Annotated in this window: 23 protein-coding genes; 21 read left to right on the plus strand and 2 right to left on the minus strand. The window is 38.2% G+C overall.

Translation table 11 applies throughout. The features are described from left to right. Nucleotides 1-8 precede the first annotated feature (8 nt). The 19 genes from rplO to ACLBWW_RS27095 all read left to right on the plus strand — a co-directional run bounded on the left by rplO (nt 9) and on the right by ACLBWW_RS27095 (nt 12,892). Nucleotides 9-449, plus strand: a complete 441-nt coding sequence (rplO, locus tag ACLBWW_RS27005) for a 50S ribosomal protein L15 (protein WP_000766083.1) — start codon at nt 9-11, stop codon at nt 447-449. Further along, the gene (gene secY / locus ACLBWW_RS27010) at nt 449-1,750 is read left to right on the plus strand and encodes a preprotein translocase subunit SecY (protein WP_000490119.1); all 1,302 of its coding nucleotides are present in this window, start codon (nt 449-451) and stop codon (nt 1,748-1,750) included. The genes rplO and secY overlap by 1 nt, the downstream gene beginning before the upstream one ends. 56 nt (nt 1,751-1,806) lie before the next feature. Continuing rightward, nucleotides 1,807-2,457 (plus strand): adenylate kinase, encoded by a 651-nt coding sequence (locus ACLBWW_RS27015; protein WP_001048998.1) that lies wholly within the window; start codon nt 1,807-1,809, stop codon nt 2,455-2,457. Continuing rightward, nucleotides 2,457-3,203 carry a type I methionyl aminopeptidase gene (map, locus tag ACLBWW_RS27020; protein WP_000582534.1) on the plus strand — a complete coding sequence of 249 codons (747 nt, stop codon included), beginning with the start codon at nt 2,457-2,459 and terminating at the stop codon, nt 3,201-3,203. Before ACLBWW_RS27015 ends, map begins: the two co-directional genes overlap by 1 nt. 68 nt (nt 3,204-3,271) lie before the next feature. Then, entirely contained in the window at nt 3,272-3,490 is a 219-nt protein-coding gene (gene infA, locus ACLBWW_RS27025; protein ID WP_001029884.1) for a translation initiation factor IF-1, read from the plus strand. A gap of 35 nt (nt 3,491-3,525) precedes the next feature. Next, a complete protein-coding gene (gene rpmJ, locus ACLBWW_RS27030) occupies nt 3,526-3,639 on the plus strand; it encodes a 50S ribosomal protein L36 (RefSeq protein ID WP_000868344.1) in 114 nt (37 codons plus the stop codon). Between the two features lie 21 nt (nt 3,640-3,660). Beyond that, nucleotides 3,661-4,026, plus strand: a complete 366-nt coding sequence (gene rpsM, locus ACLBWW_RS27035; RefSeq protein WP_000090790.1) for a 30S ribosomal protein S13 — start codon at nt 3,661-3,663, stop codon at nt 4,024-4,026. A 24-nt stretch (nt 4,027-4,050) separates the two neighbouring features. Then, on the plus strand, nt 4,051-4,440 hold the full coding sequence (rpsK, locus tag ACLBWW_RS27040) for a 30S ribosomal protein S11 (protein ID WP_000101797.1): 390 nt from the start codon (nt 4,051-4,053) through the stop codon (nt 4,438-4,440). Nucleotides 4,441-4,620: 180 nt separating this feature from the next. Then, nucleotides 4,621-5,565 (plus strand): DNA-directed RNA polymerase subunit alpha, encoded by a 945-nt coding sequence (locus tag ACLBWW_RS27045; protein ID WP_000569644.1) that lies wholly within the window; start codon nt 4,621-4,623, stop codon nt 5,563-5,565. A 35-nt stretch (nt 5,566-5,600) separates the two neighbouring features. Beyond that, nucleotides 5,601-5,963 carry a 50S ribosomal protein L17 gene (gene rplQ / locus ACLBWW_RS27050; protein ID WP_000331490.1) on the plus strand — a complete coding sequence of 121 codons (363 nt, stop codon included), beginning with the start codon at nt 5,601-5,603 and terminating at the stop codon, nt 5,961-5,963. Between the two features lie 103 nt (nt 5,964-6,066). Beyond that, nucleotides 6,067-6,909, plus strand: coding sequence for an energy-coupling factor ABC transporter ATP-binding protein (locus ACLBWW_RS27055; protein ID WP_000711780.1), 843 nt, complete (start codon nt 6,067-6,069; stop codon nt 6,907-6,909). Further along, nucleotides 6,885-7,766 (plus strand): energy-coupling factor ABC transporter ATP-binding protein, encoded by an 882-nt coding sequence (locus ACLBWW_RS27060; protein ID WP_000406519.1) that lies wholly within the window; start codon nt 6,885-6,887, stop codon nt 7,764-7,766. The genes ACLBWW_RS27055 and ACLBWW_RS27060 overlap by 25 nt, the downstream gene beginning before the upstream one ends. Continuing rightward, the gene (locus tag ACLBWW_RS27065) at nt 7,754-8,548 is read left to right on the plus strand and encodes an energy-coupling factor transporter transmembrane component T family protein (RefSeq protein WP_001186519.1); all 795 of its coding nucleotides are present in this window, start codon (nt 7,754-7,756) and stop codon (nt 8,546-8,548) included. Before ACLBWW_RS27060 ends, ACLBWW_RS27065 begins: the two co-directional genes overlap by 13 nt. A 14-nt stretch (nt 8,549-8,562) precedes the next feature. Next, complete coding sequence (truA, locus tag ACLBWW_RS27070) at nt 8,563-9,306, plus strand: tRNA pseudouridine(38-40) synthase TruA (protein WP_002096935.1); 744 nt, start codon at nt 8,563-8,565, stop codon at nt 9,304-9,306. 152 nt (nt 9,307-9,458) lie between these two features. Next, complete coding sequence (gene rplM / locus ACLBWW_RS27075) at nt 9,459-9,896, plus strand: 50S ribosomal protein L13 (RefSeq protein WP_001260795.1); 438 nt, start codon at nt 9,459-9,461, stop codon at nt 9,894-9,896. 21 nt (nt 9,897-9,917) lie between these two features. Next, on the plus strand, nt 9,918-10,310 hold the full coding sequence (gene rpsI, locus ACLBWW_RS27080) for a 30S ribosomal protein S9 (protein WP_000079986.1): 393 nt from the start codon (nt 9,918-9,920) through the stop codon (nt 10,308-10,310). Between the two features lie 162 nt (nt 10,311-10,472). Next, the gene (locus tag ACLBWW_RS27085; protein ID WP_001101006.1) at nt 10,473-10,901 is read left to right on the plus strand and encodes a YbaK family protein; all 429 of its coding nucleotides are present in this window, start codon (nt 10,473-10,475) and stop codon (nt 10,899-10,901) included. 66 nt (nt 10,902-10,967) lie between these two features. Continuing rightward, nucleotides 10,968-11,681, plus strand: a complete 714-nt coding sequence (gene cwlD, locus ACLBWW_RS27090) for an N-acetylmuramoyl-L-alanine amidase CwlD (RefSeq protein ID WP_000822446.1) — start codon at nt 10,968-10,970, stop codon at nt 11,679-11,681. A gap of 143 nt (nt 11,682-11,824) precedes the next feature. Further along, complete coding sequence (locus tag ACLBWW_RS27095; RefSeq protein WP_000256609.1) at nt 11,825-12,892, plus strand: Mrp/NBP35 family ATP-binding protein; 1,068 nt, start codon at nt 11,825-11,827, stop codon at nt 12,890-12,892. A gap of 56 nt (nt 12,893-12,948) precedes the next feature. Here ACLBWW_RS27095 and gerD read toward each other — a convergent pair whose 3' ends face one another. After that, nucleotides 12,949-13,566, minus strand: coding sequence for a spore germination protein GerD (gerD, locus tag ACLBWW_RS27100; protein ID WP_048543034.1), 618 nt, complete (start codon nt 13,564-13,566; stop codon nt 12,949-12,951). A 139-nt stretch (nt 13,567-13,705) separates the two neighbouring features. Here gerD and kbaA point away from each other — a divergent pair, with 139 nt between their 5' ends. Next, nucleotides 13,706-14,317 carry a KinB signaling pathway activation protein KbaA gene (kbaA, locus tag ACLBWW_RS27105; RefSeq protein WP_048543036.1) on the plus strand — a complete coding sequence of 204 codons (612 nt, stop codon included), beginning with the start codon at nt 13,706-13,708 and terminating at the stop codon, nt 14,315-14,317. A 127-nt stretch (nt 14,318-14,444) separates the two neighbouring features. On the opposite strand, the gene pdaB is transcribed toward kbaA, so the two are convergent. Next, complete coding sequence (gene pdaB / locus ACLBWW_RS27110; protein WP_000464700.1) at nt 14,445-15,209, minus strand: polysaccharide deacetylase family sporulation protein PdaB; 765 nt, start codon at nt 15,207-15,209, stop codon at nt 14,445-14,447. A gap of 170 nt (nt 15,210-15,379) precedes the next feature. Here pdaB and ACLBWW_RS27115 point away from each other — a divergent pair, with 170 nt between their 5' ends. After that, complete coding sequence (locus ACLBWW_RS27115) at nt 15,380-15,598, plus strand: hypothetical protein (protein ID WP_000900297.1); 219 nt, start codon at nt 15,380-15,382, stop codon at nt 15,596-15,598. Nucleotides 15,599-15,808: the final 210 nt, after the last annotated feature.

Here is a 15,808-nt window from a genome sequence, read left to right on the forward strand (position 1 = left end):
GCCTGGGAATGAAACTTCATGAATTAAAACCTGCAGAAGGTTCTCGTAAAGTACGTAACCGTGTCGGTCGTGGTATCGGTTCTGGTAACGGTAAAACTGCTGGTAAAGGTCATAAAGGACAAAACGCACGTTCTGGTGGCGGTGTTCGTCTTGGCTTCGAAGGTGGTCAAACTCCATTATTCCGTCGTTTACCAAAACGCGGCTTCACAAACATTAACCGTAAAGAGTTTACTATTGTAAACTTATCAACGTTAAATCGTTTTGAAGATGGTACAGAAGTAACACCTGAATTATTGCTGGAAACTGGCGTTATCAGCAAGTTAAACGACGGTGTTAAAATTCTTGCAAGCGGCGCAGTAGAGAAAAAATTAACTGTTAAAGCGCACAAGTTCTCTTCAAGTGCTAAAGAAGCAATTGAAGCAGCTGGCGGATCAGTTGAGGTGATCTAATGTTTCGTACAATCTCCAACTTTATGCGCGTTGCTGAGATAAGACGTAAAATATTATTCACTTTAGCGATGTTAATCGTATTCAGGATTGGCACGTTTATCCCAGTGCCATTTACAAATGGAGACGTACTGAAAGCACAAGATCAATTAAATGCCTTAGGTATCCTAAATACATTTGGCGGTGGCGCCTTGAAAAACTTCTCCATCTTCGCGATGGGAATCATGCCGTATATTACAGCATCCATCATCGTGCAATTATTGCAGATGGATGTTGTTCCTAAATTTTCGGAATGGTCGAAGCAAGGTGAAATGGGCCGTCGTAAACTAACGCAATTCACGCGTTACTTTACAATTGTTCTTGCGTTTATTCAGGGGTTTGGTATGTCAATCGGTTTTAACGGTATGGTAGGTGGGCAATTAATTTTGAATCCTGGTTGGAGCACTTATTTATACATTGCTACGGTACTGACTGCTGGTACTGCATTTTTAATGTGGTTAGGTGAACAGATTACAGCTAAAGGTGTAGGTAATGGTATTTCCATCCTTATCTTTGGCGGTATTGCCGCAGCGATCCCAAGTGTTATATCTCAAGTGTATCAACAACAGTTTCAAAATATCGGAGATCAATTGTTCATGAGTATCGTTAAAGTTGCATTGATCTTACTAGCTGTGCTAGCGGTTATTGTTGGTGTTATTTTCATTCAACAGGCTGTTAGAAAGATCCCAATTCAATATGCGAAGCGTGTAACAGGAGGGAATGGGAATCATGCTGGAGCACAAAACACACATTTACCGCTTAAGGTAAATAGTGCGGGTGTTATTCCAGTCATTTTTGCTGTTTCATTCTTAATTACGCCTCCAACTATTGCACAGTTCTTCCCGAATCATGATGTATCGCAGTGGATCATTGCAAACTTTAACTATTCTCACCCAGTGGGAATGATCATATATGTTGCGCTCATTGTAGCCTTCACATATTTCTATGCGTTTGTTCAGGTTAATCCAGAGCAAATGTCAGAGAATCTAAACAAACAAGGTGGATATGTTCCAGGTATTCGTCCGGGTAAGAATACGGAACAATATCTAACAAAAATCTTGTATCGTTTGACCTTTGTAGGATCAATTTTCCTAGCAGCGATTGCAATCTTACCAGTTATCTTTACGAAATTGGGAAATCTTCCTCCATCTGCACAGATTGGTGGAACGAGTATGTTAATCGTTGTCGGCGTTGCTTTAGAAACAATGAAGCAGCTAGAAAGTCAACTGGTAAAACGCCATTACAAAGGGTTTATCAAGCAATGAGTAAGTGGGAAGAATTGTCTTCCCTACATGCTCATGTACTCTGAGGGGGAACAAGGATGAACTTAATTTTAATGGGGCTTCCTGGTGCTGGTAAAGGTACACAAGCCGAACAGATTGTTGCCAAGTATAACATCCCTCACATTTCAACAGGAGATATGTTCCGTGCAGCTATGAAGGCTGAAACTGAAATGGGTCTACAAGCAAAATCTTTTATTGATAAAGGTGCACTTGTTCCAGATGAAGTTACAATCGGAATCGTTCGTGAACGTTTAAGTCAAGAAGACTGCGTAAGAGGTTTCTTACTAGACGGTTTCCCACGAACTGTTGCACAAGCATCAGCTCTTGAAGAGATTATGAAAGATCTTGGTAAAAAAATCGACTATGTTTTAAACATTAATGTGGATTCAGGGTTGTTATTAACACGCCTTACAGGCCGTCGCATTTGTAAAGAGTGCGGTGCGACTTACCACTTAGAATTCAATCCACCAGCAAAAGCTGATGTGTGCGATAAATGTGGTGGCGAATTATATCAACGCTCTGATGACAATGAAGAAACTGTGGCAAATCGTTTAGATGTAAATATTAAGCAAACAAAACCTTTGCTTGATTTCTACGAGGAGCTTGGTTACTTACAAAGCATTAATGGTGAGCAAGATATCAATAAAGTATTTGCTGATATCGATGTTCTCATCGGAGGCTTAGCGTAATGATCATCTGCAAAACTCCTCGCGAGATAGAAATCATGCGAGAAGCTGGCAGGATCGTTGCTTTAACTCATCAAGAGTTGAAACAGCATATTACTCCAGGAATTACAACGAAAGAGCTCGATCAAATAGCGGAAAAGACGATTCAAAAATATGGTGCTACGCCATCTTTTAAAGGATACAACGGATTTCCGGGGAGCATATGTGCTTCTGTAAATGAAGAGCTTGTACACGGAATTCCAGGGAAGCGCAAGCTCGAAGAGGGCGATATCATCAGTATCGATATTGGTGCGAAATACAATGGGTACCATGGAGATTCTGCATGGACGTATCCAGTTGGAAACATTTCTGAATCTGTTCAAAAGCTACTTGATGTCACAGAAAAATCGTTGTATCTTGGTCTAGAACAAGTAAAACCAGGCGAAAGATTATCAAATATCTCACATGCGGTTCAAACCCATGCTGAAGAGAATGGGTTCTCGATCGTTAGGGAGTATGTTGGTCACGGAATCGGGCAAGACTTACATGAGGACCCTCAAATCCCGCACTATGGTCCACCAAATAGAGGCCCTAGATTAAAGCCGGGAATGGTCATCTGTGTTGAGCCGATGGTGAATCAAGGAAGACGATATGTAAAAACACTATCTGATGACTGGACAGTGGTAACGGTAGATGGTAAATGGTGTGCACACTTTGAGCACACGATTGCTCTTACAGAAGCAGGATACGAAATCCTTACCACTTTATAAGTAGCTGGCTCTCCGGGATTTCAGAGCAGTGTAAAATGTTACTGATTTGAAGAAGGGAGAACTATTGAATGGCTAAAGATGATGTAATTGAAGTCGAAGGTACCGTTCTTGAAACGTTGCCAAATGCTATGTTCAAAGTAGAATTAGAGAATGGGCATGTCGTATTGGCTCACGTTTCTGGTAAAATCCGTATGAACTTCATTCGTATTTTACCAGGAGACAAAGTTACGGTAGAATTATCTCCGTACGATTTAAATCGTGGTCGTATTACGTACCGTTTTAAATAATATAGCACTCCGTAATCTTTAAGGAGGTTCGAGACATGAAAGTAAGACCGTCAGTTAAACCAATCTGCGAAAAATGTAAAGTTATTCGTAGACGTGGAAAAGTAATGGTTATTTGTGAAAACCCTAAACATAAACAAAAACAAGGTTAATCAGAAGGAGGTGCATTCAGAATGGCACGTATCGCAGGTGTAGATATTCCTCGAGACAAACGCGTTGTTATTTCTTTAACTTACGTATTCGGCATTGGTCGCACAACTGCTGAAAAAATTCTAACTGAAGCTGGTATTTCTTCAGAAACACGAGTTCGTGATTTAACGGAAGACGAACTAGGACGTATCCGTGATATCATCGATCGTATTAAAGTTGAGGGAGACCTTCGTCGTGAAGTATCTCTTAACATTAAACGTCTAATGGAGATCGGTTCTTACCGTGGTCTTCGTCACCGTCGTGGTTTACCAGTTCGTGGTCAAAACTCTAAAAACAATGCTCGTACACGTAAAGGTCCACGTCGTACAGTAGCAAATAAAAAGAAATAATAAGTAAAGGAGGTTGAACTAACAATGGCACGTAAAACAAACACTCGTAAAAAACGTGTGAAAAAGAATATTGAAGCTGGTATAGCTCATATTCGTTCTACTTTCAACAACACAATCGTAACACTTACAGATACTCATGGTAACGCACTTTCTTGGTCTAGTGCTGGTGCACTTGGTTTCCGTGGATCTCGTAAGTCTACTCCATTCGCTGCGCAAATGGCTGCTGAAGCTGCTGCTAAAGTTGCAATGGAGCACGGTTTAAAAACTTTAGAGGTTACTGTTAAAGGTCCTGGTGCTGGTCGTGAAGCTGCAATTCGTGCTCTTCAAGCTGCAGGTCTAGAAGTAACAGCAATTAGAGATGTTACTCCAGTTCCTCATAATGGATGTCGTCCACCAAAACGTCGTCGTGTGTAATTTTTCTGTATAGAATTTTCCCTTTTGTCTATAATGGATATGATGCATTATCGAGAAATTTCGTACAGAAACATCGCTTGTTGTGCACAATCGGGAACTGCCTAAGGGGGACTTTCGGTTAGACAGGGGGTATCCCTTTGTTTAACCGGGGTTTCGACGTTTTGAAGGAGGGTTTAGTTAATGATTGAAATCGAAAAGCCGAAAATCGAAACGGTTGAACTTAACGAAGATGCTAAATATGGTAAATTCGTAATTGAACCGCTTGAGCGTGGATATGGTACTACTTTGGGTAACTCCTTACGTCGTATTCTTTTATCCTCACTCCCTGGTGCCGCTGTTACTGCTATCCAAATCGATGGCGTATTACATGAATTTTCAACAGTTGAGGGCGTAGTAGAAGACGTTACGACGATCATCTTAAACTTGAAAAAGTTAGCTCTTAAAATCTACTCTGAAGAAGAGAAGACGTTGGAAATTGATGTGCAGGGCGAAGGTATTGTCACAGCTGCTGATATTACTCACGATAGTGATGTAGAAATCTTAAATCCAGATTTACACATTGCAACGTTAGCAAAAAATGCGCATTTCCGCATGCGTTTAACTGCAAAGCGTGGCCGTGGGTATACGCCAGCTGATGCAAATAAAAGCGAAGATCAACCAATAGGAGTAATTCCTATTGATTCTATTTATACTCCAGTATCACGTGTGACTTACCAAGTGGAAAAGACACGTGTCGGACAAGTGGCTAATTATGATAAGCTTACGCTTGATGTATGGACGGATGGAAGCATCGGGCCAAAAGAAGCTATCTCTTTAGGTGCCAAAATCTTAACTGAGCATTTAAATATCTTTGTTGGTTTAACTGATGAAGCACAAAATGCTGAGATTATGGTCGAGAAGGAAGAAGATCAAAAAGAGAAAGTTCTTGAGATGACTATCGAAGAACTAGATCTTTCTGTTCGTTCTTATAATTGCCTAAAACGTGCAGGAATTAATACTGTACAAGAGCTTGCGAACAAAACAGAAGAAGATATGATGAAAGTTCGTAACTTAGGACGTAAATCCTTAGAAGAAGTTAAACATAAACTTGAGGAATTAGGTTTAGGTTTACGTAAAGACGACTGAGGATTTAAACCCATCAACAAAGGAGGGAACTACGAATGGCATACAGAAAATTAGGCCGTACAAGTGCGCAACGTAAAGCTATGTTACGTGATTTAGCTACTGATTTAATTATCAACGAGCGCATCCAAACGACAGAAACTCGTGCAAAAGAACTTCGTTCTGTAGTGGAAAAAATGATCACTTTAGGTAAACGCGGAGATCTTCACGCTCGTCGTCAAGCAGCAGCTTTCATTCGCAATGAAGTAGCTAACGCTGAGACTGGTCAAGATGCACTTCAAAAATTATTCGCTGATGTAGCTCCACGCTATGCTGAGCGCCAAGGCGGATACACTCGTATTGCAAAAATTGGTCCACGTCGCGGAGACGCAGCACCAATGGTAATTATCGAGTTAGTATAATGATAATTAAAAGGGCAGGACAGTTCTTTTCAAGAAACTGGTCATGGCCCTTTTTTTTAAATATAAAAATAGGCTAACTTGGCGAAGGAAAGGGTGCCTTGTATTGAAAAAAGAGAAACTTCGGACAGAGAATATATCATTTCAATATCCTGGGGCAGCCACTTATGCATTAAAAGATGTTTCATTTTCCTTGTATGAGGGAGAATGGGTATCTGTTATTGGACAAAACGGTTCAGGGAAGTCTACACTTGCAAAATTATTGAATGGTTTGTTTTTGCCGGAAGCAGGGACTATTACAGTAAATGATACAATGGTTTTATCAGAGGAAACGGTATGGGATGTTCGAAAACAAATTGGGATGGTATTTCAAAATCCAGATAATCAATTTGTTGGAACGACAGTGCAAGACGACGTTGTTTTTGGCTTAGAGAATATCGGAATGCCAAGAGAGAAAATGGTAGAAAGATTAGATCAGGCTCTCAAACTTGTCCGTATGGAAGATTTTCTTAATGATGAACCTCATTCGTTATCTGGTGGGCAAAAGCAGCGAGTGGCAATAGCAGGCGTTTTAGCACTTCAGCCATCTATTTTGATATTAGATGAAGCAACGTCAATGCTAGATCCTCAAGGGAGACGTGAAGTAGTAGAAACGGTTAGACAACTTGTTAATCAAAAAGGTATTACCGTGTTATCAATTACGCACGATTTAGAAGAAGCGGCGCAATCAGACCGTGTCATTATTTTAAATAAGGGAGAAATATTAGAGGAAGGGACTCCTAAGCAAATATTCAAGTCCTCTCATATGCTCCAAGAAATTGGATTAGATGTACCATTTTCAGTGAAAATAGCAGAATTATTAAAAAGAAATGAAATTCTCTTGCAAAATACGCATCTTACAATGGAAAGCTTGGTGAACGAACTTTGGAGATTACATTCCAAAAAGTAGAACATCGTTATCAATATAAAACTCCATTTGAAAGACGCGCGCTTTATGATGTAGACGTGTCGTTTCCAAGTGGGGGCTATTATGCCATTATCGGTCATACTGGTTCAGGTAAGTCGACGATGATTCAACATTTAAATGGTTTATTGCAGCCGACGAATGGCACAGTTCAAATTGGTGAACATTTCATTTCGGCAGGAAAGAAAGAAAAAAAGCTAAAGCCACTACGTAAAAAGGTAGGGGTTGTCTTTCAATTCCCAGAACATCAGTTGTTTGAAGAGACTGTGGAGAAGGATATTTGTTTCGGCCCTACTAATTTTGGGGTATCTGTAGAAGAAGCGAAGCAAAAGGCAAGAGAGGCAATTGAACTTGTAGGGTTAGAGCCAGAACTGTTAACACGTTCACCGTTTGAGTTAAGTGGTGGGCAAATGAGGCGTGTTGCGATAGCGGGTGTATTGGCGATGGAACCCGAAGTGCTTGTATTAGATGAACCTACAGCAGGACTAGATCCAAAAGGGCAGAATGAACTTATGGAGATGTTTTATAAGCTGCATAAGGAAAAAGGTCTTACAGTTATCCTAGTAACACATAATATGGAGGATGCTGCTAAGTATGCGGAGCAGATTGTAGTCATGCATAAAGGAACGGTCTTTTTGCAAGGAAGTGCAGAGGAAGTATTTTCACATGCTGATGAACTAGAGAAAATTGGCGTGGATCTTCCTATGTCTTTAAAGTATAAACGTGCAATTGAAGAGAAGTTTGGCATTTCAATCCCAAAGGCTACCTTATCTTTAGAGGATCTTACTCATGAAGTTGTGCAGGTGTTACGAAAAGGTGGTCATGAATCATGCAGCAGTTGATTATTGGAAGATATATTCCAGGGAAGTCTCTTATTCATCAACTTGATCCACGTACGAAGCTGCTGATTGTCTTTTTATATGTATTTGTTGTTTTCTTAGCAAATAATGCGATTTCATATGGATTTTTATTTTTATATGCACTCATTGCTTTATTTTTTGCAAAAGTGCCGATTCGTTATGTACTTTCGGGCTTAAAACCAATTCTATGGATTTTTCTTTTTACATTTTTCCTGCATATTTTTACAAATAAAGAAGGGGAAGTACTATTCCAGCTTGGTTGGTTTTCGATACATGAAAAAGGATTAGAGCAAGGGATATACATTTCTATACGATTCTTCGTTATTATTTTAATGACGACATTATTAACGTTAACGACAACACCTATTGAGATTACAGATGGTTTGGAGACGTTATTAAAGCCGTTGAAACGTATAAAAGTTCCTGTTCATGAAATCGCATTAATGATGTCAATTTCTCTTCGTTTTATTCCGACATTAATGGATGAAACAAGTAAAATAATGAAGGCACAAGCTTCACGTGGTATTGATTTCGCAGGAGGACCGATAAAAGATAGGATAAAAGCTATTATCTCACTACTCGTTCCTCTATTTATCAGTGCTTTTAAGCGTGCTGAGGACTTAGCAATTGCTATGGAAGCACGTGGGTATCAAAATGGCGAAGGACGTACTAAATTTAGGCAACTACGCTGGAAAACAAGCGATACAGTAACGATTATAAGCTTACTTTGTTTAGCTTGTATTTTGGCATGGGTGCGATCGTAATGGAGAATAGAGAAATGGATAGAATAAAATGTACGGTTGCATATGATGGCATGCATTTTTGTGGTTATCAAATTCAGCCGCAGCATCGTACTGTTCAACAAGAGATTGAGAAAGCTTTGCAGAAATTGCATAAAGGAGAACTTGTTCGTGTTCAGGCATCGGGCAGAACGGATTCTACTGTTCACGCTAAAGGACAAGTCATACACTTTGATACACCGTTGTCTCTTGAAGAGTGGCAATGGAGTAATGCATTAAACACAATGTTGCCAGATGATATTGTTATCAGACAGGTAGAGAAAAAAACAGAAGAATTTCATGCGCGTTACGGTGTCGAGAGAAAAGAATATCGTTATCGTGTATTATTATCAAAGACTGCGGATGTATTCCGTAGAAATTACGTATATCAATATCCATATCCGCTCGAAATAAGCTCTATAAGAAAAGCGATTCCTTATTTTATTGGAACGCATGATTTCACTTCTTTTTGTTCGGCAAAAACTGACAAAAAAGATAAAGTGCGAACGATTTATGAAATTGAGTTAATTGAGCAAGGCGATGAATTAATTTTTCGTTTTGTAGGTAATGGATTTTTATATAATATGGTCAGAATTATTGTTGGTACGTTACTTAGCGTAGGGCAAGGAAAGCTTGATCCTGATAGTATTCCAGAGATTTTAGCGAAACAAAATCGTCAGTTTGCTGGAAAGATGGCTCCAGGTCATGGACTTTACTTATGGCAGGTAAACTATAACAACTAATCCTGGTGTAACATTTGCTTGACATTAGAAACTCAAAAGTATATCATAACATATGGTATTGTTTCTAAAACCACGATTAGCCCCGGAAGGAAATCGTGTTTAAGATAAACAATAGATTTTTTCTATGGAAAAGATAACGAGGAGGGAAACACATGCGTACGACTTTTATGGCAAAAGCTAACGAAGTTGAGCGTAAATGGTATGTGGTTGATGCTGAAGGTCAAACTTTAGGTCGCCTATCTACTGAAGTAGCATCTATTTTACGCGGTAAAAACAAACCTACATTTACACCACACGTTGACACGGGTGATCATGTAATTATTATTAACGCTGAAAAAATTCATTTAACAGGTAATAAATTAAACGATAAAATTTACTACCGTCACACTAACCACCCAGGTGGACTTAAACAAAGAACAGCTCTAGAAATGCGTACAAACTACCCTGTACAAATGTTAGAGCTTGCAATTAAAGGGATGCTTCCAAAAGGACGTTTAGGACGTCAAGTATCTAAGAAATTAAACGTGTATGCTGGAGCAGAGCATCCACACCAAGCACAAAAACCAGAAGTTTACGAACTTCGCGGATAATCAATTAAAGGAGGGCTTACTTTGGCACAGGTTCAATACTATGGCACTGGACGTCGTAAGAGTTCAGTAGCGCGCGTACGCCTAGTTCCAGGCGAAGGACGCGTTATCATTAACGGTCGTGATTTTGAAAACTATATCCCATTTGCTGCATTACGTGAAGTAGTGAAACAACCTCTAGTTGCAACAGAAACTTTAGGTAACTACGATGTACTTGTAAACGTAAATGGTGGTGGATACACTGGTCAAGCTGGTGCTATTCGTCACGGTATTTCTCGCGCTTTATTAAAAGCTGATCCAGAATACCGTCTAACACTAAAACGTGCAGGTCTATTAACTCGTGACGCACGTATGAAAGAGCGTAAAAAATACGGTCTTAAAGGCGCACGTCGTGCACCTCAGTTCTCAAAACGTTAATTTTTGCGAACTACAAACCCCAACCATTTTGGTTGGGGTTTTTTTATGTTTCATTCCTCTTTTGTAATTTTTGTAGTTTGGAATATTTTAGTGCTATTCTCTCGCGTATGCTTCTTCTTTAGAAGTTTAGACTAATACGTATTAGGGAGGTTTATAAGTACTATGAATGTCATTGTCAGCTTACAAGAAAAACAAAAAGAAAAGCAGTTGAAATATGAACGGAAGATGCTGCGAGAACTATCATTAAAAACATTACGTTCAAATATTAGGGATGCCTTTCAGATGCAGGAACTTCATCGTCAGTATGAAGATTACTGTATTGAATTAGGGATAGAATCGTATTTATTAGGAGCGAGATACAGTAAGTTTGGTTATTATGGTGAATCATTCTTTGATGTGAAATATAGAGCCTTAGAAGAAGAGCAACAATTAACGGAAACACTATTTCAATTTTTAACGAGCATGACTATGCGGGAAATTAAGTTACAAGATGAGGAATTACTTTTTGAATCTTGCCAGCAGTTTATCGGCTTATGGTGGCAGGAAGGATATGAAAAAGGTGAAAGAAGATATCGATTAAAGCTTCATTAAGACAAGCATAAACTTTCCTCTTCTCCCATATAAGTAATTAGAGGGACTAGCTGGAGGAGGAAAGGTATGAAGAGAATTCGAATTATCTCTTTTGCACTCGCTGCGGTTGTTTTGTTTTTTTTAGTTAAACAAGAATTTCAAATTACAAAATCGTGGCGAGCTTGGAATTTACCCTTATCGGGGAAAGTGATTGTATTGGATGCTGGGCATGGTGGGCCAGACGGAGGGGCTGTTGGTGGAAAAGATATTATAGAAAAAGATATTACGCTTGAGATTACAAAGAAGGTACAAGATTATTTACAAGAACAAGGTGCACTAGTTATTTTAACACGTGAGGGAGATTATGATTTAGCTCAGAAAGATACAAAATCATATAGTAGACGTAAAGCAGAGGATTTAAAAAAGCGTGTAGAGATTATTAATAAGCCTGATGTAGACTTTTTTGCGAGTATTCATTTAAATGCTTTAACTAGCAGTGGATCGAAAGGCGCACAAACGTTCTACTATCGTTCTTCGGTTGAAAATGAACGTGCTGCGAAATTTATACAAGCTGAATTGAGAACGAGTTTAGAGAATACGAATCGTTCTGCTAAAACAATTTCTCATGTGTATTTATTAAAGTATGCGAAAACACCAGGTGCTTTAATTGAAGCTGGCTTTTTATCGAATGTAAACGAAAGGTATATGTTAAATTCGGAGAAATATCAGCAAAAGGTAGCGGCTGCAGTATATCGTGGTATATTACGTTATTTCACGGAAAAAGGGAATCCTCCAGAATAAGGAGGATTTTTTGAGTTTCTCTCGTTAACGAAGTTTTCCGAAAATATGTTATACTGGAAATGTAAACGCATTTATTTCAAAAATAAAGAGAGATAAATTTAATTAACATTACGTTATTTTTCATACAGGGGGCTGGGCTAACAATGGTAACGAAAGAGCAAGTAGTGGAAGCGTTAGAAGGGATTGTAGATCCGTTTTTACATAAAACGTTAAAAGAAACAGGTGCAATTAAAGAGGTAACAGTTAAGCCTGAGAAGGAACATGTAAGTGTTAAAATTGCAATTGTAAAAACCGGAACAGCGGAACAAATGCAATTGCAATCTGGAATTGTAAAATTAGTAAAAGAACTAGGAGCAGCAACAGTAGGGCTTCGCTTTGCAGAATTTACAGAAGAGGAATTAGCTCAGTTTGCACCGGAACAGGAAGAAGAGCAAACTGAATCTTTATTGTCACCAAATTCAAAAACAACATTTTTAGCAGTGGCGAGTGGAAAAGGTGGAGTCGGAAAATCAACAGTTTCTGTTAACCTTGCCATTGCTTTAGCTCGTCTAGGTAAAAAGGTTGGTATCATTGATGCTGATATTTATGGTTTTAGCGTACCGGATATGATGGGGATAGAAAAACGTCCTGTTGTAAGAGGAGATAGAATCATTCCAGTGGAGCGTCTAGGTGTAAAGGTAATTTCAATGGGATTCTTTGTAGAAGATAATGCACCGGTTATTTGGAGAGGCCCTATGCTTGGGAAAATGTTAAATCACTTCTTTACAGAAGTAGAGTGGGGCGATTTAGACTATTTAGTTTTAGATTTACCACCGGGTACAGGTGATGTTGCGCTAGACTTACACTCAATGTTGCCAGCTTGTAAAGAGATTATTGTAACAACGCCACATCCAACAGCGGCATTTGTGGCAGCGCGTGCTGGAGCTATGGCTTTACGTACAGAACATAGTATTCTTGGTGTTGTTGAAAATATGGCGTATTTTGAAAGTAAAACAACTGGTGAAAAAGAATATGTGTTTGGAAGAGGTGGAGGAGATAAATTAGCTACAGAACTTCAAACAGAAGTACTTGGCCGAATTCCGCTTCAACAACCTGATTGGAATAAAGATGACTTTGCGCCTTCAGTATATGAAGATACACATACGACGGGTCTTATTTATCGTACGATAGCTGAGACAGTAATTGATAAAATAGCTGTCGCGCAAAAATAAAATAATAATGAGTGGACGATACATATATTGTCCACTCATTATTATAATTATTATTTTTACTGTTGCTCCTTTTTACCGTCTTGGGAACCACCTGCACCGCCTGCTTCTTTTTTATCAGATCCACTTTTTTCGGCCTTTTGTACACCTTTACTAATAATATCAATCATCTTAGCTTGGAAGAGTGGGCTTTCAGCAGTTTCTGTTAGTACTTGTTGTAAATATTGGCGGTATTCTTTACTCTTCATTGTTTGTAACATTATTTTTTCTACTTCAGGGTTTTTCATAATTTCTATAACGCCTGCTTGGTATTCAGGGTCTTTTAGTAATGTTTTCATTAAGGTTGTTTGTTCTTTCCCCATACTTTTAGCGAATTTCGATGAGAACTCAGGGTCTTTAAAGAGCTTTTCCCAGAATTGTTGCCCTTTGTCGGATACCATTGCATCTTCAATCGTTTTCTTTACTACTGTTTCATCTAGTATGAGTGCTTGTTTCATTTTTTCATCAGTTAACACATCTTGAATGGCTTTCTTACCTTGGTCGGTTTTTAAAATATCAACAATCATTTTCTTCGTTTGATCATAATCAAGTTCGGACTTTGCTTCTTTTCCTTGTGCACATGCTACAAGTACAAGAAATAGAAAAGAAGAAGTCAAAACGAGCAGCATCCGTTTCATAAGTTGGAACTCCTTTCAACACAGTTCTCTCTTTTTAATATAAATATCTTTAAGGAATTTATACATGAACATGGCTAGCTTTTTGAAATTGTCATTGATACAATTTAATTAGAAATATAAGGATAATGGGGGATGTGTTGTGAATAGCCGCAAGTGGGTACGCCTGTTTTTTACGACGTTGTTTCTAGGTGGGATTAGCACGGTCATTATTGGATTTGTTTTGGAGTGGGATAAGTACGTTAAATTTTTTCAAAATTTCGACGGAAAGGAGATTTTAGCAGTTTCCTTCTGGTTGATGGGTGTAGGATTTATTTTTAGTGTTATAAGTCAAATGGGGTTCTTTGCCTATTTAACAATCCATCGTTTTGGACTGGGGATGTTCAGGTCACCTTCTTTATGGAATGCAGTCCAGCTCTTCTTTATTGCATTCGTTTTATTTGATTTCGTGTATTTAAGATCCATATTGATTGCAAATGGGGAAGTTTCGTTAGGGAATAACATACTTGTTGCAGGCGTATTATTTGTGTTTGGGGCGATTATTGCTTACATAAAAAGTAAAGAAACGAATAGAAAGGCATTTGTGCCCGCTTTGTTCTTTATGGTTGTTGTAACAATTCTTGAGTGGGTACCAGCGCTTCGTATTAATGACACAGATTGGTTGTATTTAATGGTGATACCACTTTTATTATGTAATGCATATCAGTTACTTATATTACATCGTTTAATTGGAAAGGCGAGTAAGTCGGCTTAAGTAAGAGAGATTTTTGAGTTTTTATGCAGGGTGGTTGTACGAATATAAATATCGGGATGAAAAAAGCTCTACTACCTTAATGATAGGTAGTAGAGCTTTTTATGTGTGAAGACACGAGGGAAAAGAATTACCTTACATCTTTACTTTTTGTACTTGTGTTAGAAATAAGTTGTGATACCGATATTTGCTCATATCCGTCGCTCTTTAATTTTTGCAGAAGCAGTGGTAAAGCTTTATTTGTTTGAAGGGCAGAATCGGATGCATGTAATAAGACGATATCTCCACCTTTTAAATTAGTAGAGACATTGGAAACGATATTGTTTACACCTGGGTTTTTCCAGTCGTTTGAGTTATTACTCCAATGGACGATGGTGTATCCGAGTGATTCTGCTATTTTAAGTGTTGCTTTGTTAAAGTCTCCACTAGGTGGACGTAATAGTTTGACTTGTTTCACACCAAGTTTTGTAAAAACATCTTGTGCTCGTAAAAGATCTCTTCGTATTTCATTTGTCTCTAGAGAAGTGTAGGACGTGTAATTATAGCCCATACTACCGATTTCATGTCCATCTTTTATGATGCGTTCAACAACATCAGGGTGTCTTTCTGCCCATGCAGCAGAAACGAAGAAGGTTGCATTCTTAATGTCTCTTTCTTTAAGTGTATCAAGGATTGGAATTGCTTTTTTGTCTCCCCAACTAATATCAAACGTGAATGCAACTTGTTTTTTAGAGGTGTCTCCTTTGTAAATAACTTTAGGTCCTGTCGCAGTTGAAAAAGCAGATTCATGTGAATATGTTTTCAAAAAGAGAAGCCATGCTGTAAATAAGGAAAGTATCACTATTAAGCTAATGTGTTTAAAAGCTCGTTTACTCGTAATAAAAAAGAAAAACATAATATTACGCCCCTTTGTCCAATCCTTTTCAGTTACATATATGCTTTAAATATTAAAAAGAGAACAAAGGATTAATATCGTAAGCGGTGGATATAATGAATGATAGGATTTTGATAAGTGAAAATGAGCGTAACGTTTATTGCTTTGTAAGAAATGATTGAGGTGATGATTTGCTTGGGTTTATGTTAACGAAAGAAGAGAAAAAAGAAATGGAATACATATTGAAGAGAGAGTTAGAAGAACTGCTATTTGATTTTGAAGATGAACGTATTCATGACGTTGTAAAAAAGGCGATGGAAGAAAGATATAAAATCATTTTTTGTTTGTTTCGAAGAGTCGCTAATGCAGAAGAGTGTATGCGTTATGTAAGGAAAAGAATTTTTTATTAAAAAGTGTTGACGTTAATAGTTATTATATGATAAATTAATAACCGTCGCTGATGCGGAAACGCAGAAGACGATAAAAAATAAATTTAAAAAACTTAGTTGACATTGAAAAATGAAGATGTTAACATAAGGAAGTCGCAAATGAGCGACCGAGTAGTTCTTTGAAAACTGAACGAAACAAACAACGTGAAACGTCAATTTTTATTTTTAGAT

Source organism: Bacillus sp. M5A3_1b (genome assembly GCF_053345335.1).